An 18889-nucleotide genomic window follows, 5' to 3' on the forward strand; every position below is an offset into this window, starting at 1 on the left:
CCGTAGCGCCGCAGGCACCCGCACCGGACTCCCCCCAGCCCGTCCGCCCCGCGAAGGCCGTCGCGCCGCGCCCCGTCGTACGTCCCGTCGCGGTGAACGACGACGTGGCCGGCGTGCCGTGCCCCGCCTGCGGCACGCCCAACCCGCCCGACCGCCGCTTCTGCCGCCGCTGCGCGGCTCCGCTGACGCCCACCACCGCGCCGGCTCCCCTGCCGTGGTGGCGGACGATCTGGCCGTTCCGCCGCCGCACGCGCGCCGGCTCGGGCCGTATGGTGCGCTTCCTGGTGGTCCTGGCCGTCCTCCTGGCCCTGTGCGCGGGCGGCTTCCTGCTGCTGCCGGCCGGACGGCACCTGATCGAGGACACCCGCGACAAGCTCGGCAAGGCCAAGGCCGTGACCGCCACCCGCGTCGAGGCGAGCGCCGAGGTGCCCGGGCATCCGGTGGGCGACAGCACGGACGGGCTCAGCAACCGCTACTGGGGCGCGCCCGGCCCCGGCGCCTCGGTGACGTACACCTTCGCCAAGCCGTTCCGCCTGGTCGACGTGATCATCACCAACGGCGCCTCGCCATCGCCCGAGGACTACGCGAAGCAGGCACGGGCGCTCCAGATCGACATGGAGGTGACGGCGCGGGACGGCCGGAAGGTCCACAAGAAGCTCGCCCTGAGCGACAAGCCCGGCCCCCAGACGTTCCCCACCGGCATCAGCGACGTCACGACGATCCGACTGACCCTCGACGCACCCGCCGGTTCGGCGCCGGACCGCCATCTCGCCCTGGCCGAGGTGGAGTTCTTCCAGCGGAGCTGACGGACCCGGCGGGCCAGCACGAATCCGGACCGCCCCACGCCCCGGCCGCATACCGTGGATCCCATGGAGACACGTGCGCGGCTGGAGCCGTGGGGCGACGGGGACTTCTGGCTGCTGGAGCGCGCGAACGAACCCGCGATGACCGGGCATCTCGGCGGGCCGGAGACGCCGGAGAAGCTCGCCGAACGGCAGCGGCGCTACGAGGCGCTGAGCGCGCGGGAGCCGGCCGCCGGACGGATGTTCCGCGTCGTACTGGAGCCCTCCGGCGAGACCGTCGGCAGCATCGGCTTCTGGGAGCGCGAGTGGCGGGGCGAGCCGGTCTACGAGGCCGGCTGGGGCGTGCTGCCCGAGTTCCAGGGCAGGGGGCTGGCGGTGGCGGCGCTCGCCGAGCTCCTGGCCTACGTCCGCGCCCACGGCACCCGCGACAGCGTCCACGCCTTCCCGGGGACGGACCACCCGGCGTCCAACGCCGTCTGCCGGCGGGCGGGGTTCGAGTGCCTGGGAGAGGTCGACTTCGAGTACCCGCCCGGCGTGCCCCACCCGAGCCGCGACTGGCGCTACCGGGTGGCGCCTCGGCCCGGGACCACAGCGTCCGGCGGGACCGCCTCGCCGGCCGGGATCACACCGTCAGGATGATGCGGCCGCGGACTCCCGGGGCCGCGAGGCGGTCGTGCGCCTTCTGCGCGTCGGCGAGGGGGAAGGCGTCCGCCACCCGGAGCGTGAGCTCGCCCGCGTCCACCAGGGACACCAGACGCGCCAGGTGCTCCCCGTCCGGTGCGACCTCCTGCTCCTCCACGCGGATCCCCCGCTCCGCCGCCGGAGCCGCGCCCGGGATCACACCGACGTAGACCCCGCCGTCGCGGACGAAGCCCAGCGCGGGATCCCCCAGGACGGCCGTGTCCAGGACCCCGTCCACCGGCCCGGCCGGAGCCCCGCCGCGCGGGACGAAGGCGGCCGCGCCCAGGGACCGTACGAAGTCCTCGTCCCCCGCGCCCGCCAGGGCCGTCACCACCAGGCCGGCCCGCGCCGCGAGCTGCACCGCCAGCCCGCCGACCACGCCTGCCGCGCCGGTGACGAGCACCGAGGCGCCGGGGGCGAGCCCCAGCAGGTCCACCGCGCGGGCCGCGGTGAGCCCGGCCAGCGGCAGCCCCGCCGCGGTCACGGCGTCCACCGTGGCCGGCGCGGCCACCACGGCGGTGGCGTCGAGCACCGCGTACTCCGCGTGCGTGCCCAGCGGCTTCACCGACCCGTAGTGCAGCCCCACGACCCGGTCGCCACGGCGGTGGCCGGTCACGTCCGCGCCCACCTCGTCGATCTCCCCGGCCACGTCCCAGCCGAGACCGAGCCGCTGCCCGGCGTCGCCGAAGACGCCGGCGCGGACCGCGCCGTCCACCGGGTTGACCCCCGCGGCCCGCACCCGGATCCGCACCTGGCCCGCCGCCGGCCGCGGCACCGGCACCTCGGCCAGCTCGACCCGCTCCGGCCCGCCGAACTCGTTCACCACGACCGCCAGCATCGTCCGCTCGTCGCCCATGTCGCCAACTCCCCTTGTCCGTTGCCGTGTTCCCGCTGACCACTAACCTAGGGAGAGGTACTCTCTTTCCGTAAGTGCGCACTTCAAAGTGCGTACCCGACCCCGAAGTAACCCTGAAGCACCCAGCACCCGAAGTGACACGACGTGGGGGACCGCATGGCCACCAGCACCGCCGCAGCCCGCCGTACGGAAGCCCGCGCCGGCTACGACGCCTTCCTCAAGGAATGCCCCACCGGCCAGCTCCTGGCCCGCATCAGCGACAAGTGGGTCGGCCTCATCGTCAGCGCCCTCGCCCAGGCCGACGACCGGTCCCTGCGCTACAGCGACCTCGGCCGCAAGATCCCCGGCGTCAGCCAGAAGATGCTCACCCAGACCCTCCGCTCCCTCGAACGCGACGGCCTCGTCAGCCGCACCGTCACCCCCACCGTCCCCGTCCGCGTCGACTACCGGCTCACCGAACTCGGCAACAGCCTCAGCTGCCTCCTCACCTCCGTGAAGCTCTGGGCCGAGAACCACTTCGACGAGGTCAGCGCCCACCGCGACACGTACGACCAGGCCATCGCCTCATCCGCCTGACCTCGGTAAAGGGGCGGCGGCCGACGCCCCGGAAATGGCATGCTGGCAGGGTGAACGGACCCGGTATTCAGCTCACCCTCGCCCCCGAACTGCGCCTCTTCGCCCCGCCCAGTCGGCGCGCCGAACGCGTACCGACCGCGACCGACGGCGCCTCCAGCCTCGGCCACGTCGTCGAATCGGCCGGCGTCCCGCTCACCGAAGTCGGCCGCCTCCTCGTCGACGGCCACGAGGTGCCCGTCTCGTACGTCCCCCAAGACGGCCAGAACGTAGAGGTGTTCGGCGTCGACCGACCCCAGCGGATCCCCGGAGCCCCGCTCCGCTTCCTCCTCGACGTCCACCTCGGCACCCTGGCCCGCCGCCTGCGCCTGCTCGGCGTCGACGCCGCCTACGAGAACGAGGACATCGGCGACCCCGCCCTCGCCACCCGCTCCGCCGCCGAGCAGCGCGTCCTGCTCTCCCGCGACCGCGGACTGCTGCGCCGCCGCGAACTGTTCGCCGGCGCGTACGTCTACAGCGACAACCCCGACGAGCAACTGCGCGACGTCCTCGGCCGGTTCGCACCCGTCCTCGCACCGTGGACCCGCTGCACCGCGTGCAACGGCCCGCTCCACGAGGCCGACAAGGAGAGCGTCGGCGACCGCCTCGAACACGGCACGCACCGCTCCTACGACGTGTTCGCGCAGTGCACCGAATGCGAGCGCGTCTACTGGCGCGGCGCCCACCATGCCCGCCTGGAGCGGATCGTCGACGAGGCCCTCGTCGAATTCGGCACCTGACCGGGCCGGGCACGGACACGGGCGCGAACACGGTTACGGGCGCGAGCACGGTTACGGGCGCGAGCACGGTTACGGGCGCGAGCACGGCAGGCGCGCGGCGCGGCCACTAGAAGGCGTACGCGTCACCCGTGTCCAGCGCCAGCACCACGTGCTCGTCGTTCCCGTGGTTCCGGTCCGTCGCACCGCCGTCCCACCACGTGTCCACCCGCACCACCACCTCCGGCACCCGCTCCCGCAGCGCCAGCGCCAGCCCGATGTGCCGGCCCCGCCCGTGCAGCGGCAGCGGGCCCGTCTCGCACACCACCTCGCGCGCACCGGCCCGCGCGCAGCCCTCCGCCAGCTCCTGCCGGTCCGCGAGCTCGGCCGACAGCCGCACCCGCAGCGTCGCGTTCGCCAGCGCGGCCGGCCCGTCGTTCTCCGGGACCAGCCAGATCCGCAGGTGCGCCTCCGAAAGGTGGACCCGGCCGTGGTACGCCACGTCGGCCTCCGGCCCGGCCGAAGCCGGAGCACCCGCCGAGGCCCACCCGGGCGGCGCACCCGCACCCGCACCCAGCGCCAGCAACCCCGCCACCACCACACTCCGTACGGCACCACGGCGCACCGCCACCACCTCCTCGCGCGGAGGCTAGCCACCCGAAGCCACGGCCGATCGGACCATCACACGAATGAGGGCGGGCCGTACCCCCATCTGCCCGCAGCCGTCCTCGTACGCTTCCAGCCATGCTCATCGCACGCTCCGCCGCACTCTTCACCCTCGCCGCGCTCCTGGAGATCGGCGGCGCCTGGCTCGTCTGGCAGGGCGTCCGCGAGCACAAGGGCTGGGCCTGGATCGGCGCCGGGGTGATCGCCCTCGGCCTCTACGGCTTCGTCGCCACCCTCCAGCCCCAGGGCGACTTCGCCCGCGTCCTCGCCGCCTACGGCGGAGTCTTCGTCGCCGGATCCCTCCTCTGGGGCGTCCTCGCCGACGGCTACCGCCCCGACCGCTGGGACGTCATCGGGGCCCTCGTCTGCCTCACCGGCATGGCCGTGATCATGTACGCCCCCCGCGGGCGCTGACCCGCCGGCCTGCCGGACCCGCGCCTATGCTGGCGGGTAATCGCCCGTATGAACGACCTACGCACGACCGAGGAGCCCCGTAGATGAGCACGGCACCGGCCACCCGAACCGCCGTAGTCACCGGCGCGAGCAGCGGCATCGGCGCGGCCACCGCCCGACAGCTCGCCGCCGCCGGCTACCACGTCGTCCTCACGGCCCGCCGCAAGGACCGCATCGAGGCCCTCGCCGCCGAGCTCACCGACGCCGGCCACTCCGCGGCCGCCCACGCCCTCGACGTCACCGACCGCGCCGCCGTCGACGCCCTCGCCGCCTCCCTCGACCGCTGCGACGTGCTCGTCAACAACGCGGGCGGCGCCATCGGAGCCGAGCCCGTCGCCACCGGCGACCCCGCCGACTGGCGCACGATGTACGAGGTCAACGTCATCGGCACCCTCAACGTCACCCAGGCCCTGCTCCCCGCCCTCACCGCCTCCGGCGACGGCACGGTCGTGGTCCTCTCCTCCACCGCCGGCCACTCCACGTACGAGGGCGGCGCCGGCTACGTCGCGGCCAAGAACGGCGCCCGCGTCCTCGCCGAGACCCTCCGCCTGGAGATCGTCGGCCAGCCCGTGCGCGTCATCGAGATCGCCCCCGGCATGGTCAAGACGGAGGAGTTCGCGAAGACCCGCTTCCGCGGCGACGCCGAGAAGGCGGAAAAGGTCTACGCGGGCGTCGCGGAACCCCTCTCCGCCGACGACGTGGCCGACACCATCACCTGGGCGGTGACCCGCCCCAGCCACGTCAACATCGACCTCCTCGTGGTCCGCCCCCGCGCCCAGGCCTCGAACACGAAGGTCCACCGCGAGCTCTAGAGGAGTCCCGCCGCCTTCAGGTGCGGCATCAGGGCCGCGGGCTTCAGCCCCGCGGCCCTGGCCGCGCCCAGCGCCCGCTCCAGGTCCGCCGCCAGCGTGAAGTGCAGCAGCACGATGTCCCCGGCCTTCAGCCGCGGCGTGGGCGGCGTCTCGCCCCAGGTGGTGAAGTCGTGCGTCCACGTGACGAGCGCCTTCACCCCGCACGCCTTGGCCGCGAGCCGCACCTCGTCGTTCACGGCCCCGTAGGGCGGCCGCAGCAGCTTCGGCGCCCCCCGAAGCCGGCCTCGATCCGCTCCCCGGCCCCGCACACCTCGGCGTCCTTCCCGGCCGCGCCTACCTGTGCCACTTCGCCACCAAGGAAGCGGCGATGGAGCTGGCCGCGCACCTGTACTACGACGGCTGCCTGGGCCTGGAGCGCAAGAAGGCCAAGGCCGTCGAAATCCGCAGCTGGGTCCGGCCGGCGGACATGCGGATCGCCCCGCCCCGCCGCCGCTGGACCCCGAAGGACGACGAGACCCTTCTGCGGTTGAACGGCCCCGCGGCAGCCGGAACCGCCCTCGACCGGACCGAACAGAGTTGCGCCATGCGCCTCTGGCGCCTGCGCACCGGCAGGGTCTGAGGAATAGACGCGGGGGAGCCCGGACCGATCACGATCGGTCCGGGCTCCTCCACTCCCCCGACAGCCGCACCCAGGCGTCAGCCCTTGATGCAGACGACCTGCCTCAGCTTGGCCACGACCTCCACCAGGTCGCGCTGCTGCTCCATGACCTGCTCGATCGGCTTGTACGCCGCCGGAATCTCGTCCACGACGCCGGAGTCCTTGCGGCACTCGACACCACGGGTCTGCTCCACCAGGTCCCGCGCGGAGAACCGCTTCTTCGCCGCCGTACGGCTCATCCTCCGGCCCGCGCCGTGCGAGGCGGAGTTGAAGGCGGCCGTGTTGCCGAGGCCCTTCACGATGTACGTGCCGGTCGCCATCGAGCCGGGGATGATCCCGTAGTCACCCCTCCCGGCGCGGATCGCACCCTTACGCGTGACCAGCAGGTCCATGCCGTCGTACCGCTCCTCCGCCACGTAGTTGTGGTGGCAGCTGATCTCCTGGTCGAAGGAGACCTTCGCCTTCCGGAATTCCCTGCGCAGGACCTCCTTGAACAGGCTCATCATCACGGCGCGGTTGTACTTGGCGTACTCCTGCGCCCAGTAGAGGTCGTGCCGGTACGCAGCCATCTCCGGAGTTGCCGCAAGGAACACAGCGAGATCCCGGTCAATCAGCCCCTGGTTGTGCGAGAGACCCCGCGCGATACCGATGTGATGCTCGGCCAGCTGGTTGCCGATGCCCCGTGATCCCGAGTGCAGAGTCAGCCACACCGCTCCCTCACCATCGAGATTCAGCTCGATATGGTGATTTCCCTGGCCGAGGCTTCCCATTTGCCGCATCGCCCGGTCCCGCCGGAACTTCACCGCATCCGCGACGTAGTCGAAGCGCTCCCACAGGTCCCCGAAGCCCGCTTCCGTGAAGCCGTACAGCCGCGCCGGATCCACGGCCTCTCGATGCATCGCGTTCCCCACCGGGATCGCCTGCTCGATCTTCGACCGGAGCTTGGACAGGTCCCCCGGCAGGTCGTTCGCCGTCAGGGACGTCTTCACCGCCGACATGCCGCAGCCGATGTCCACGCCCACCGCCGCCGGACAGACCGCGTCCTTCATGGCGATCACCGAGCCGACCGTGGCGCCCTTGCCGTAGTGGACGTCCGGCATGACGGCCAGGCCCTTGATCCAGGGGAGGGTGGCGACGTTGCGCAACTGCTGCATCGCGCCGCCCTCGACCGATGCCGGGTCGGTCCACATCCGGATGGGAACGTTCGCCCCGGGCACCTCTACATACGACATACGGAATCAATCCCCCGAGAACCACAGAAAAGTCAGAATGCGCAAAAGCCTCGCTCTTGATCCCAAATACGACAGGGGACCGGCGCCGGCACCAGCGTGTGCGATAGACATTGTGTCCAGCCGTGACCAAGTAGCGGCAACGCATTTTCCTGACCGTCGGGGGCCCGCCGGTCGAAGGGAGCCAGTGGACGTGCAGCGCAAGGCGGTACGGCGAGGGTCGCGGATCCTGCCAGGCATCGCGGTGCTCACCGCACTCGCGGCCGGCGCCCTCGGTCTGACCGGGTGCACCGGCGGGAGCAGCGGCGGCGGCACCAGCGACTCGAAGGCCGGCGGCAACCCCGCCGCGCCCGCCCAGCCGGGGAAGTACCGCAGTCTGCCCGCGCCCTGCAAGGCCGGAGTCGACAGCAAGAAGCTCAAGGCCATGCTCCCGGCCGGCGACAGCCTCACCCCCGAGCAGCGCGACCAGCTGTACTCCGGCGTCGCGGACGCCTCGTACGACGGCGACCGGCACGTCGGCTGCCGCTGGACCGCGCAGACGCCGGAGGAGACGCGGCTGCTGTCGGTCGGCTTCGAGCGCGTGGTCTCGTACGACCGGGCCACCTCCAGCGACGACGACAAGGCGAAGCAGGTGTACGTACGCCTGCTCACCGACGCGAAACTTCCCTTCCCCGGGCCGGCCACGAGCCCGACCCCCTCGGCTCCCGCAGCTCCCGCCGCCCCCACGCCCGCGGTCGCCGCCACGGGCACGGCCACGCCCTCCGCCGGAGCGCCGTCCCCCGGCGGGAGCCCGTCCGCGCCGGTGGAGCTCGGTTCCCGCGTCCTGGACGGCCTCGGCAGCCAGGCCTTCATCGAGGACAAGCTGAGCCCCGCCGGGGCCACCGCCGCGCAGGCGCGCACCGTGCGGATCGTGTTCCGCACCTCGAATGTCATCGTCAAGGTCGAGTACAGCGTGCAGCCGTCCCTGCCCGGCACGGTCCCGCCGAGTGCCGAAACCCAGGACAGGGCACAGCAGTTGGCGCAGGCTCTGGTGGAGCGTTTGGCCGAGTGAACAACGCCCGCCGCGGCCGGGCGTGACGCCGCGCACAGCAGGCGGGCACCCGCTCGGGCTACCGTTGCCCGGGTCCCGCGTCCGAAGATGACCCTCACACGCACTGAAGGAACCATGCACCGATCAGCCTCGCGCCTCACCCGCGTTCTCGCCTGCGCAGCCGTCCCGGTGATCCTCACCGTCGCCGGGTGCTCGTCCGACTCGGGCAAGGACTCGGGCTCGAACGGCGGCAAGAAGTCCACTTCCTCCTCGTCGGCCAAGCCCAACGCGAAGTCCACCCCCGAGCTGGAGAAGGCGGCGTACGCCACGCTTCCCGACCCCTGCAAGGCGCTCCAGACGGCGACGATAGACACGGTCGTTCCGGAGGCGAAGGACAAGAACGGTACGGCGGCCAAGTCGAACGACCTGGCCAGCCGTGCCAGCTGCTCCTGGAACGGCCTGGACTCGGACGGTCTGAAGGGCTCGCAGTACCGCTGGCTGTCGCTCTCCTTCTTCCGCGCCGACTCGCACGCCTCGCTCGGCAGCGCCAACAAGCGTGCCGAGGAGGAGTACAACAAGCAGGTCGAGAAGGCGAAGGCGACCGAGGGCGCGCAGAACCTGAAGCCCGAGGCCACGGAGGGGATCGGCGACCAGGGGACGTCGGTCGTCTACAGCGTCAAGAAGGACGTCGACTTCTTCAACACGACGGTCGTGGCGCGCACCCAGAACGTAGTGGTCACGCTCGACTACAACGGTGCCGCGTACGAGGGTGCCGGTGCTCCGGACCAGGCCAAGCTGCTCCAGGACGCCATCGCGGCGGCCAAGGAGGCCGTGGCCTCGGTCGACGCCGCCAACAAGCAGCAGGCGGAGCAGCCGCAGTCGCAGTCGCCGCAGCCCCAGCAGTAGCCGCAGCCCCAGCAGTAGTGGCGGTGGCGGCGGGGCGGGGCCTCCTGGGGCACTGACATCCAGTCACCCGTACGCTGTGCCTGCCGCAGCTCGGTAAAGGCTCGGTAAGTACTCAGCGCTCGGTTTGTGCTCGACAAGGGGAGGGGATCGCGGGTGGCCGCGATGCAGCTGACTCGTACGCACCGGATACTCATCGGCGTCGTGGTCGCGGGAGCCGTGGTCATCGCGGGGATCGGCTTCGCGGGCTCGTACGCCGCGGTGCGCACCCTCGCCGAGCAGAAGGGCTTCGGCAGCTTCTCGCTGGTGTTCCCGATCGGTATCGACGCGGGCATCTGCGTGCTGCTCGCGCTGGACCTGCTCCTGACCTGGCTCCGCATCCCCTTCCCGCTGCTGCGCCAGACGGCGTGGCTGCTGACGGCGGCGACGATCGCCTTCAACGGTGCGGCTTCCTGGCCGGACCCGCTGGGTGTCGGCATGCACGCCGTGATCCCGATCCTGTTCGTGGTGACGGTGGAGGCGGCCCGGCACGCGGTGGGCCGGATCGCGGACATCACCGCGGACCGGCACATGGAGGGCGTGCGGATCACGCGGTGGCTGCTGTCGCCGATACCCACGTTCAAGCTGTGGCGCCGGATGAAGCTGTGGGAGCTGCGCTCCTACGAGCAGGCGGTGGGCATGGAGCAGGACCGGCTGATCTACCAGGCGCGCCTGCAGGCGCGGTACGGGCGTTCCTGGCGGCGGAAGGCTCCGGTGGAGGCGCTGATGCCGCTGAAGCTGGCCCGGATCGGCGTGCCGCTCAAGGAGACGGCGCCGGAGGCGCTGGCGGTGACGGGCATCGAGCCGGCGGTGCTGCCCCCGCTGGATCAGCAGGGTGCGGCGGGGGCGCCGGCCCTGGTGGCCGGGGTGGGCGCGGCGGGTGCGGCGGGTGCGCCGGGGCTCGCCCAGCAGGCGGAGCAGGCCCGGGCGGCCGCCGAGGCGCAGGGCGCGGGTGCGGTGGCGGCCTCGTCGGCCGTGACGCCCGGCCCGCCGCCGTTCGCGGTGGACCCGACGGCGATGCCGGCGGCCCACAACAGTGCGTGGTTCGCCGCGCCGAAGGCCCCGCAGGCGGCGTACGAGGGCGGCTACAACCCGCAGTACGTCGAGGGGCTGGAGCCGACTCCGGTCCTTCCCCCGATGGGGCCGGAGGAGCAGCAGCCGGTGCAGCAGGACCTTCCGATCCCGGCGCCCCGCCAGGAGGAGGGCCTCCAGGGCCTCCAGGACGCCCAGATCGGCCAGGTCGGCCAGGTCGGCCAGATCGGCCCGGTCGCCCAGGTCGGCCAGGCCCCGGAGGAAGGCCCGGAGACGCCCGACGAGGCCGAGTTCGCCGAGGTCGCGTACAAGGTGTTCTGCGCCCTCTCCGACGAGAAGCAGGACTACCCGTCGGCCGAGGCCCTCGACATACACCTCTCGGACGGGTACGGCGTGACCCATCCGCGCAGCGGTTCCCTGCTGCGCCGGATGATCCCGGCGTTCAAGCTGCGCTACAACAAGGACCGCGAGGCCGAGCACATCGCCTGAGCGGTCGAGCGCATCGCCTGACCATGCGGAAGGGCCCGCACCCCGAGGGGTGCGGGCCCTTCCGCTTGCCTGCGGGGGCGGGGCTCAGACGGCGAGGAGCTTGCGCACCCGGTCCGCGCCCACCGCCAGCAGCAGGGTGGGCAGTCGCGGCCCGGTCTCCCGGGTCACGAGGAGCCGGTACAGCAGCGCGAAGAACGTCCGCTGGGCGACCTTGAGCTCGGGTGTCGGCTTGGCGTCGGGCTCCAGCCCGGCCATGACCTTCGGGACGCCGTACACGAGGGTGGTCAGTCCGTCGAGGGACCAGTGGGAGTCGAGGCCCTCGAGGAGCAGCCGCAGCGATTCGCGACCCTCGTCGTCCAGGGACGACAGCAGCTCGGTGTCGGGCTCCTCGCGTACGAGGGTGCGCTGGTCGGCCGGGACCTGGGTGGTGATCCAGTTCTCGGCGCGGTCCAGGCGCGGCCGTACCTCGTCGAGCGAGGTGAGCGGCTTGTCCGGCTCCAGGTCGCTGAGGATGCGCAGGGTCTGCTCGTCGTGCCCGGCGGTGATGTCGGCGACGGACGCGAGCGTCCGGTACGGCATCGGCCGCGGGGTGCGCGGCAGCTCGGCGGCGGCGGTGCGCACGGCGCGGGTGTGCGCGGCGGCGTCGGCGGGCAGGACGGAGCCGTCGGCGACCTTGGCCTCCAGCTTGTCCCACTCGTCGTAGAGCCGCTGGATCTCCTGGTCGAAGGCGATCTTGAAGGACTGGTTGGGACGGCGGCGCGCGTACAGCCAGCGCAGCAGCTGCGGCTCCATGATCTTCAGCGCGTCGGCCGGGGTGGGGACCCCGCCCTTGCTGGAGGACATCTTCGCCATGCCGCTGATGCCGACGAACGCGTACATCGGTCCGATCGGCTGCTCGCCGCCGAAGATGTGCACGATCTGGCCGCCGACCTGGAAGGACGAGCCGGGCGAGGAGTGGTCGACGCCGGAGGGCTCGAAGATCACGCCCTCGTAGGCCCAGCGCATGGGCCAGTCGACCTTCCAGACGAGCTTGCCGCGGTTGAACTCGCTGAGCTTGACCGTCTCGGTGAACTCGTCCTCGGTGCAGACGTAGGTCATCTCGGTGGTCTCGTCGTCGTACGAGGTGACCTTGGTGAAGTCCTTGCCGCACTCGCCGCAGTACGGCTTGTACGGGAAGTACCCGCCCTCGCCGGTGCTGCCGTCGTCCTCGGCGGCGGCTCCGGAGCCCTCGGCGGCCTCGAGCTCGGCCTCGTCGACCTGCTTCTGCTGGGGCTTCTTGCCGCCCGGCTTCTGCTTGGTGCGGTACTGGTCGAGGACCGCGTCGATGTCGCCGCGGTGCTTCATCGCGAACAGGACCTGCTCGCGGTAGACCCCGGTGGTGTACTGCTCGGTCTGGCTGATGGGGTCGTACTCGACGCCCATCTCGGCCAGTGCCTCGACGAAGACGGCCTTGAAGTGCTCGGCCCAGTTCGGGTACGCGGAGCTGGCCGGGGCGGGCACGGCGGTCAGCGGGCGCCCGATGTGCTGGGCCCACGACTCGTCGATGCCGGGCACGCCGGCGGGCACCTTCCGGTACCGGTCGTAGTCGTCCCAGGAGATGAGGTGGCGGACCTCGATGCCCCGGCGGCGGATCTCGTCCGCGACCAGGTGGGGGGTCATGACCTCGCGGAGGTTGCCCAGGTGGATCGGGCCGGAGGGGGAGAGTCCGGACGCGACGACGACAGGTTTGCCGGGTGCTCGGCGCTCCGCCTCGGCGATGACCTCGTCCGCGAAACGGGAGACCCAGTCGGTCTCGGTGCTGCTCTGAGCCACGACACGTCCTTCTATCTCGAATGCTGGCTTCAGCCATTCTCCCAGACGGAACGGGCCGCTCCGGGGTTGTTTTTCCCATGGGAAACGGGTTGCCCCCGCGTGGGATACTCAGCTCTTGTCGGAACAACCAAGTGCACCCACGGCACAACCTCACAGGAACGGCAGCTCATGGCCTCGGTCCCTTCCCTCGCTTCTTCCGTCAATCAGCGCGTCGCGGACGCTCTCGCCTCCGCCCTGCCGGAGGCCGGTGCCGCCGACCCGCTGCTGCGACGAAGCGACCGGGCCGACTTCCAGGCCAACGGGATCCTGGCCCTCGCGAAGAAGGCGAAGGCCAACCCGCGCGAGCTGGCGACGACCGTGGTCGAGGGCATCCCGACCGGTGACCTGATCCAGGAGATCGAGGTCTCCGGCCCCGGCTTCCTCAACATCACCATCACCGACCGGGCGATCATCGAGACCCTCGCCGCACGGGCCGGGGACGACCGCCTCGGTGTCCCGCTCGCGGCGAACCCGGGCACCACGGTGATCGACTACGCGCAGCCGAACGTCGCCAAGGAGATGCACGTCGGGCACCTGCGCTCGGCCGTGATCGGTGCGGCGATGGTGGAGATCCTGGAGTTCACGGGCGAGAAGGTGGTCCGTCGCCACCACATCGGCGACTGGGGCACCCAGTTCGGCATGCTCATCCAGTACCTGCTGGAGCACCCGCACGAGCTGGACCACAAGTCGGACGAGGAGGTCTCCGGCGAGGAGGCCATGTCCAACCTCAACCGCCTGTACAAGGCCTCGCGCGCGCTCTTCGACTCCGACGAGGAGTTCAAGACGCGGGCCCGGGCCCGGGTGGTGGACCTCCAGGCGGGCGACCCGGAGACCCTCTCCCTCTGGCAGCGGTTCGTGGACGAGTCGAAGATCTACTTCTACTCCGTCTTCAACAAGCTGGACATGGACATCCAGGACCCCGACGTGGTCGGCGAGTCGGGCTACAACGACATGCTGGTCGAGACGTGCAAGCTGCTGGAGGAGTCGGGCGTCGCCGTCCGCTCCAACGGCGCGCTGTGCGTCTTCTTCGACGACGTCAAGGGCCCGGACGGCAACCCGACCCCGCTGATCGTGCAGAAGTCGGACGGCGGTTTCGGCTACGCGGCCACCGACCTGTCGGCGATCCGCAACCGCGTCGCGGACCTGTCGGCCACCACCCTGATCTACGTGGTCGACGCGCGGCAGTCCCTGCACTTCAAGATGGTCTTCGAGACGGCCCGCCGTGCGGGCTGGCTGAACGACGAGGTCAAGGCCGTCCAGCTGGCCTTCGGCACGGTGCTCGGCAAGGACGGCAAGCCGTTCAAGACCCGTGAGGGCGAGACGGTCCGGCTGGTGGACCTGCTGGACGAGGCCGTGGAGCGGGCGACGGCCGTCGTGCGCGACAAGGCCGAGAAGGTGGGCCTGACCGAGGCGGAGATCGTCGAGAACGGCCAGTACGTGGGCATCGGCGCGGTGAAGTACGCCGACCTGTCCACCTCGGCCGCGCGGGACTACAAGTTCGACCTGGACCAGATGGTCTCGCTCAACGGCGACACCTCGGTGTACCTCCAGTACGCGTACGCCCGGATCAGGTCCATCATGCGCAACGCGGGCGACCGCAAGCCGGTGGCCCACCCGGAGCTGGAGCTGGCCCCGGCCGAGCGTGCGCTGGGTCTGCACCTGGACCACTTCGGCGAGCTCATCGCCGAGGCGGCCGCGGAGCACGCCCCGCACAAGCTGGCCGCGTACCTCTACCAGCTGTCCTCGCTGTACACGACGTTCTACGACCAGTGCCCGGTCGTGAAGCCCGAGCCCGAGCTCGTCGTCGGCGAGAACCGCCTGTTCCTGTGCGACCTGACGGCCCGCACCCTCACCAAGGGCATGGCCCTCCTCGGGATCCGGACGCCCGAGAAGCTCTGACATCCGGACTCCGGACAGAACGCACCAAAGGTCGACGACCCCGGCAGCCGCTGCCGGGGTCGTTGGCGTTTCGTGATGTTTAAGCCGTCAACTTCCCCGCCACCCCCATTAATCTGATCATGTTCAAAAGAAGATGCATGGGGGGAAACAAGTGAAGAAGATCAAGCGCATGGCCGCGGTCGCCGCGGTCGCCGTGGCCGGACCGACCATCCTGACCGCCACGCCCGCCATGGCCGCCGACCAGCCGGCCGTGATCGTTCCTGACGTGGCGCCGAAGGACGACGCCACCGCCGACGCCGGCGCGCCGACCACGCCCGTCGTCGAGACGCCCGGCGCCGAGAAGCCCGTCGCGGACAAGCCGGTCGCCGAGAAGCCCGCGCCGGTCGCGGACAAGCCGGCGCCCGTCGTCGAGTCGCCCGCCCCGACGGCCCCGGCCCCGGCGCCCGCCGAGCAGCCCGCGAAGGACGCCAAGCCCGCCGCGGACAAGCAGCACGCCGATTCCGACGGCATCATGATGGGCCCCGACGTCACCGTCGCGGGCATCCCGAAGAACGGCTTCAAGCCGGGCGGCGACTGGACCCAGCTGAAGGTGTCGGTCGACAACTCGGGTGGCGACTGGGTCAACGGGCTCGCGCCCCGCCTCTCGGTCGACAAGGCCGGCGGCAAGCTGAAGGCCAGCCACTACGAGATCGAGTCGCGCATCGTCCGCTCGGACGGCAGCAGCTACTGGTGGCCCGCCACGGCGCTCGACCACGAAACCGACGCCACCAGCATGAGCGACTACTTCATCGGTACCGTCGGCGAGCTCGACCGCGGCGCGAGCTACGACCTCGACGTGCGCATCCGCTTCACCGCGGACGCCCCGCGCATCAACTTCGACATGGCCTCCGACGCCGTGGCCATCAGCGCTGACGGCTGGAAGTACGGCCCCAGCAGCTGGTACAGCGCCAAGATCGAAGGCGCCGAGGACGGGGAGGAGGACCCGTTCGTCGAGGGCCCCGCGCTCGCGGTGAACGGCGTACCGGAGACCGTCAAGGCCGGCGGCGACTGGACCAACCTGTCCGTGCGCGTCGACAACTCCGGCAAGAAGGCCCTGGACGGCTTCGACGTCGGCCTGGTCCTGGCCCGGCCGGACTGGGTCCCGATGAAGAGCTCCCAGGTCAAGGTCGAGGTCCTGAGCAAGGACAAGAACGGCAAGGCCGGCTGGCACGAGGCCGAGATCCGGAACGAGGAGGAGGGCGTGTTCCTCGGGGTCGACCTGGCGGGCGGCCCCGTCGCGGCCGGCCAGAGCTTCGACATCCAGGTCCGCATCCGCCTGACGGCCGACGCGCCGCTCGGCGACCTGCGCATCTCCTCCTGGGGCTCCTCCCAGGTCGGCCCGGACACCCCGACGCCGTGGGCGCACTCGCGCTCCAAGTCCCGCCTGACGAAGATCGTCGCCGCCGACCCGGCCACCGGTGACAACGGCAACCAGCCGAAGCCGAACGGCGGCTCCAAGCCGATCGTCGACAACACCACCGGCCACACCGGCGGCGAGCTCGCCGCCACCGGCGCCGACGCGGCCACCACCTGGGCCCTCGGCGGCGCGGGCCTGGCCCTCGCCATGGGCGCCGCCCTGGTCGCGGGCACCGGCCGCCGCCGTCGCACCACCGCCTGAGCCACTCGGTAGCGGCCCCGCCACCCACACGGGTGGCGGGGCCGTCGCATTGTCCGGACCGGGCCCGAGCCCGACGGCCAGGGTGGAGGACGTCCCATCCGAGGAGGAACCGGAAATGCGACCGCGACGCCTGCGCCCGGCGGATCAGTGCCGCCGATGCCGGAGTACACGCCGAAGGCCCTGCGCGCCGCCATAGCCGCCCATGCCCCGGCCCTCCTGCCGGACTTCGACGCCGCCTGGCGGCAGCAGATCGCCGACGCGTACGACATCGCGCCCGTTCCTGCGTTCATGGCCCGCTGGTGGGGCGAGTACGCCCTCGCGCGCGACCCCGAACTCGACCGCCGCGTCAACGACCTCGAAGCCCGGGCAGCCGAGGCCACGGACGCCGAAGCGGCCCGCAAACTTCTCGACGAGGCCTCGCGCATCCGCCACGAGCTGCGCGACCTGGAGCCCGGCGAGTGAGCGAGGAGTTCACAGGGCCGCCTCGGGCCGTGAACTGCACGCAGGACGCCGGCAGTAGGCGGCACTCCTTGCGCTCCGCCGACACGATCGCGGTGTGACGCGGCCGCAGAGAACGTTCGCCCTGTCACCGCTTCCCCTCGACGGCGGCCCGCCGCGCCTCGCGGGCGTCACCCGTACGGCCCGATTCGGGCCGTACGGGCCGGGTAGGGGACGGCCCGTCCGTCCCCCATCCGCTCCCGGAGGCACCCGTGCCCGACATGAACGGCCCTTACAAGCCTGGCACTCCCTGCTGGATCGACCTGATGGTCCCCGACCAGCAGGCGGCCCTCGACTTCTACAGCGGCCTCTTCGGCTGGCAGGGCGAGATCGGCCCGGCCGAGCAGGGCGGCTACTCCGTCTGCACCCTCAAGGGCATGCCGGTCGCCGGCATCATGAAGGCGAGCAACCCGGACGGCACCGTCCCGGACCCGATGCCGCCGGTCGCGTGGACCACCTACCTGGCCACCGACTCCCTCGACTCCACCCTCAAGTCGGTCACCGACGCCGGCGGCACGGTGATGATGGGCGCGATGGACGTCATGGACCTCGGCCGGATGGCCGTGATCACCGACCCCACGGGCGCCGTCGTCGGCCTGTGGGAGGCCGGCACCTTCGACGGCGCCGGCATCGTCAACGAGCACGGCGCCCTCATCTGGAACGAGCTGAACACCGCCGACGTCCCCGCCGCGGCCGCCTTCTACACCGCGATCCTGCCCGTCACCACGGCCCGGTCCACGATGCCGGACGCCGGGGACTACACCGAATTCAAGGTCGGCGACCGCGCGGTCGGCGGAATGATGGACCTGGCCAAGCTGCCGGCCGGGGTGCCGCCGCACTGGATGCCGTACTTCCACGTGGACAGCGTCGACGAGATCCAGGCCGCCGCCGTACGGGCCGGAGGCAGCGTCATGGCCCCGGCGTTCGACATGGTGGCGGGCCGGATGGCCGTCCTCGCCGACCCCCAGGGCGGCGTCTTCTCGGTGATCACGGCGACCGCCCCGGAGCAGGTCGGCTGATGTGACCGGGCGCACAGGGAATGTCCTCCCCGTGCGCCCCCTCCTTCACGGTGACGGTTCGTCCACCACGAAGGGGGCTCACATGAGGAACAAGCGCGCGGGAACGGCCGTGGCCGCACTGCTTGCGGCCGACGGACTGCTCCACCTGTACTGGGCCACCGGCGTCACCTGGCCCGCCGCCGACGAACGGGCCCTGTCCCTGGCCGTCCTCGGTCTGGACACGTCCTTCGGACCGGCCGCGGTGCTGCCCCTGGCCGCCGTACTGCTGACGGGAGCCACCGCCGTGCTCGCCCGCGCCCGGGGCCGCGGCGGCCGGGCGGCCCGCGCCGTCACCGCCGCGGTCGCGGCCGGCCTGACCGTACGGGGCCTCGCAGGCCTGGGCTGGGCCGCCGGCCTCCTCGACAGCCCGCCGGACACCCCCTTCTACGCCCTCAACCTGGCGCTCTACACCCCGCTCTGCCTCACCGCAGCCTGGGCGGCGGCCCGCCTCGCCGTCACCTCTCCGCGGAACTCGCACCAGACGACCTTCCCCGGCGTCCGGGCCAGCGCCCCCCAGTCGTCGGAGAGCGCGGCCACGAGCGTCAGGCCGTGACCGTGCGGGCGTCCGGTGATCCGGGAAAACCCCGGCCCGCTGTCGTGCACTTCGACCCGGAGGGTCGCGTCCTCGAAGCCGAACAGCCGCAGCAGGTACCCGCGGCCCCGCGGAACCCCGTACCGCAGGGCGTTGGTGGCCAGCTCGCTCACGCAGAGCAACATGTCGTCCCGGCGTTCGTCCACGCCCCACGCCCGCAAGGTGTCACGTGTGAACTGCCGCGCAGCTGCGACGGATCGGGGTGAGCGCAGGTAGAGACGCTCGCGCACGAGCGCCGCCTGAATAGTTGGATTCACGGGACGATCGTCGCGTTGCGTGACTAGCGTGTGCCTGAGCGCCGACCCGTACTCATGGATGAGTACGGGTCCGCACGGGGTATTCCGCACGCGTGGGT

20 protein-coding genes and 1 pseudogene are annotated in these 18889 nt (G+C 71.8%); 15 read left to right on the forward strand and 6 right to left on the reverse strand.

Annotated features, from left to right (window positions below; genetic code table 11):
- Window positions 1-806, forward strand: an 806-nt coding sequence (locus tag PV721_RS18260; protein ID WP_319725484.1) for an NADase-type glycan-binding domain-containing protein, incomplete at its 5' end; no start/stop codon positions are given.
- Window positions 807-869: 63 nt separating this feature from the next.
- Window positions 870-1442 (forward strand): GNAT family N-acetyltransferase, encoded by a 573-nt coding sequence (locus tag PV721_RS18265; protein WP_319725486.1) that lies wholly within the window; start codon window positions 870-872, stop codon window positions 1440-1442.
- Here the strand turns inward: PV721_RS18265 and PV721_RS18270 are convergent.
- Window positions 1426-2322, reverse strand: a complete 897-nt coding sequence (locus tag PV721_RS18270) for an NADP-dependent oxidoreductase (RefSeq protein WP_319725561.1) — start codon at window positions 2320-2322, stop codon at window positions 1426-1428. The genes PV721_RS18265 and PV721_RS18270 overlap by 17 nt on opposite strands.
- Before the next feature lie 174 nt (window positions 2323-2496).
- On the opposite strand from PV721_RS18270, the gene PV721_RS18275 reads away from it, so the two are divergent.
- Complete coding sequence (locus PV721_RS18275) at window positions 2497-2916, forward strand: helix-turn-helix domain-containing protein (RefSeq protein ID WP_319725488.1); 420 nt, start codon at window positions 2497-2499, stop codon at window positions 2914-2916.
- Between the two features lie 50 nt (window positions 2917-2966).
- Window positions 2967-3692 (forward strand): Mut7-C RNAse domain-containing protein, encoded by a 726-nt coding sequence (locus tag PV721_RS18280; RefSeq protein ID WP_319725489.1) that lies wholly within the window; start codon window positions 2967-2969, stop codon window positions 3690-3692.
- A 106-nt stretch (window positions 3693-3798) separates the two neighbouring features.
- Here the strand turns inward: PV721_RS18280 and PV721_RS18285 are convergent, their stop codons facing one another.
- Window positions 3799-4293 carry a hypothetical protein gene (locus PV721_RS18285; protein WP_319725490.1) on the reverse strand — a complete coding sequence of 165 codons (495 nt, stop codon included), beginning with the start codon at window positions 4291-4293 and terminating at the stop codon, window positions 3799-3801.
- 119 nt (window positions 4294-4412) lie between these two features.
- On the opposite strand from PV721_RS18285, the gene PV721_RS18290 reads away from it, so the two are divergent.
- A complete protein-coding gene (locus PV721_RS18290; RefSeq protein ID WP_319725492.1) occupies window positions 4413-4748 on the forward strand; it encodes a YnfA family protein in 336 nt (111 codons plus the stop codon).
- An 83-nt stretch (window positions 4749-4831) separates the two neighbouring features.
- The gene (locus tag PV721_RS18295) at window positions 4832-5599 is read left to right on the forward strand and encodes an SDR family oxidoreductase (protein WP_319725493.1); all 768 of its coding nucleotides are present in this window, start codon (window positions 4832-4834) and stop codon (window positions 5597-5599) included.
- On the opposite strand, the gene PV721_RS18300 is transcribed toward PV721_RS18295, so the two are convergent.
- Complete coding sequence (locus tag PV721_RS18300) at window positions 5596-5835, reverse strand: hypothetical protein (RefSeq protein WP_319725495.1); 240 nt, start codon at window positions 5833-5835, stop codon at window positions 5596-5598. The two genes, PV721_RS18295 and PV721_RS18300, sit on opposite strands and share 4 nt — an antisense overlap.
- A gap of 131 nt (window positions 5836-5966) precedes the next feature.
- Between PV721_RS18300 and PV721_RS18305 the strand changes: the two genes are divergently transcribed.
- Window positions 5967-6218, forward strand: a complete 252-nt coding sequence (locus tag PV721_RS18305) for a hypothetical protein (RefSeq protein WP_319725498.1) — start codon at window positions 5967-5969, stop codon at window positions 6216-6218.
- A 77-nt stretch (window positions 6219-6295) separates the two neighbouring features.
- Here PV721_RS18305 and PV721_RS18310 read toward each other — a convergent pair whose 3' ends face one another.
- Entirely contained in the window at window positions 6296-7489 is a 1194-nt protein-coding gene (locus tag PV721_RS18310) for an RtcB family protein (protein ID WP_319725499.1), read from the reverse strand.
- Between the two features lie 190 nt (window positions 7490-7679).
- Between PV721_RS18310 and PV721_RS18315 the strand changes: the two genes are divergently transcribed.
- From PV721_RS18315 to PV721_RS18325, 3 genes are all read left to right on the forward strand, one after another.
- The gene (locus PV721_RS18315; protein ID WP_319725501.1) at window positions 7680-8537 is read left to right on the forward strand and encodes a DUF3558 domain-containing protein; all 858 of its coding nucleotides are present in this window, start codon (window positions 7680-7682) and stop codon (window positions 8535-8537) included.
- 114 nt (window positions 8538-8651) lie between these two features.
- Complete coding sequence (locus tag PV721_RS18320; protein WP_319725503.1) at window positions 8652-9422, forward strand: DUF3558 family protein; 771 nt, start codon at window positions 8652-8654, stop codon at window positions 9420-9422.
- Between the two features lie 153 nt (window positions 9423-9575).
- Window positions 9576-10979, forward strand: coding sequence for a DUF2637 domain-containing protein (locus tag PV721_RS18325; protein ID WP_319725505.1), 1404 nt, complete (start codon window positions 9576-9578; stop codon window positions 10977-10979).
- Between the two features lie 84 nt (window positions 10980-11063).
- Here PV721_RS18325 and lysS read toward each other — a convergent pair whose 3' ends face one another.
- Entirely contained in the window at window positions 11064-12791 is a 1728-nt protein-coding gene (gene lysS, locus PV721_RS18330; protein ID WP_319725506.1) for a lysine--tRNA ligase, read from the reverse strand.
- A 168-nt stretch (window positions 12792-12959) separates the two neighbouring features.
- Between lysS and argS the strand changes: the two genes are divergently transcribed.
- The 5 genes from argS to PV721_RS18355 all read left to right on the forward strand — a co-directional run bounded on the left by argS (window position 12960) and on the right by PV721_RS18355 (window position 18495).
- Window positions 12960-14729 carry an arginine--tRNA ligase gene (gene argS, locus PV721_RS18335; RefSeq protein ID WP_319725508.1) on the forward strand — a complete coding sequence of 590 codons (1770 nt, stop codon included), beginning with the start codon at window positions 12960-12962 and terminating at the stop codon, window positions 14727-14729.
- Window positions 14730-14880: 151 nt separating this feature from the next.
- On the forward strand, window positions 14881-16386 hold the full coding sequence (locus PV721_RS18340) for a hypothetical protein (protein ID WP_319725510.1): 1506 nt from the start codon (window positions 14881-14883) through the stop codon (window positions 16384-16386).
- 156 nt (window positions 16387-16542) lie between these two features.
- On the forward strand, window positions 16543-16848 hold the full coding sequence (locus tag PV721_RS18345; protein WP_319725512.1) for a DUF6247 family protein: 306 nt from the start codon (window positions 16543-16545) through the stop codon (window positions 16846-16848).
- 257 nt (window positions 16849-17105) lie between these two features.
- Window positions 17106-17903 carry a VOC family protein gene (locus tag PV721_RS18350; protein ID WP_319725563.1) on the forward strand — a complete coding sequence of 266 codons (798 nt, stop codon included), beginning with the start codon at window positions 17106-17108 and terminating at the stop codon, window positions 17901-17903.
- Window positions 17904-17985: 82 nt separating this feature from the next.
- Window positions 17986-18495, forward strand: a complete 510-nt coding sequence (locus PV721_RS18355) for a DUF3995 domain-containing protein (RefSeq protein WP_319725514.1) — start codon at window positions 17986-17988, stop codon at window positions 18493-18495.
- Here PV721_RS18355 and PV721_RS18360 read toward each other — a convergent pair.
- Window positions 18483-18881, reverse strand: a pseudogene (locus PV721_RS18360) (ATP-binding protein); the annotation flags it as partial. The gene PV721_RS18355 and the pseudogene PV721_RS18360 sit on opposite strands and share 13 nt — an antisense overlap.
- Between the last annotated feature and the right edge of the window lie 8 nt (window positions 18882-18889).

Source organism: Streptomyces sp. MB09-01 (assembly GCF_033794505.1).
Lineage (GTDB): Bacteria > Actinomycetota > Actinomycetes > Streptomycetales > Streptomycetaceae > Streptomyces.

Coding starts and splice junctions, on each gene's coding strand:
- PV721_RS18265 (WP_319725486.1), top strand. CDS start 870: ATGGAGACACGTGCGCGGCTGGAGCCGTGGGGCGACGGGGACTTCTGG.
- PV721_RS18345 (WP_319725512.1), top strand. CDS start 16,543: ATGCCGGAGTACACGCCGAAGGCCCTGCGCGCCGCCATAGCCGCCCAT.
- PV721_RS18310 (WP_319725499.1), bottom strand. CDS start 7,489: ATGTCGTATGTAGAGGTGCCCGGGGCGAACGTTCCCATCCGGATGTGG.
- PV721_RS18270 (WP_319725561.1), bottom strand. CDS start 2,322: ATGCTGGCGGTCGTGGTGAACGAGTTCGGCGGGCCGGAGCGGGTCGAG.
- argS (WP_319725508.1), top strand. CDS start 12,960: ATGGCCTCGGTCCCTTCCCTCGCTTCTTCCGTCAATCAGCGCGTCGCG.
- PV721_RS18305 (WP_319725498.1), top strand. CDS start 5,967: ATGGAGCTGGCCGCGCACCTGTACTACGACGGCTGCCTGGGCCTGGAG.
- PV721_RS18320 (WP_319725503.1), top strand. CDS start 8,652: ATGCACCGATCAGCCTCGCGCCTCACCCGCGTTCTCGCCTGCGCAGCC.
- PV721_RS18355 (WP_319725514.1), top strand. CDS start 17,986: ATGAGGAACAAGCGCGCGGGAACGGCCGTGGCCGCACTGCTTGCGGCC.
- PV721_RS18290 (WP_319725492.1), top strand. CDS start 4,413: ATGCTCATCGCACGCTCCGCCGCACTCTTCACCCTCGCCGCGCTCCTG.
- PV721_RS18350 (WP_319725563.1), top strand. CDS start 17,106: ATGAACGGCCCTTACAAGCCTGGCACTCCCTGCTGGATCGACCTGATG.
- PV721_RS18275 (WP_319725488.1), top strand. CDS start 2,497: ATGGCCACCAGCACCGCCGCAGCCCGCCGTACGGAAGCCCGCGCCGGC.
- PV721_RS18295 (WP_319725493.1), top strand. CDS start 4,832: ATGAGCACGGCACCGGCCACCCGAACCGCCGTAGTCACCGGCGCGAGC.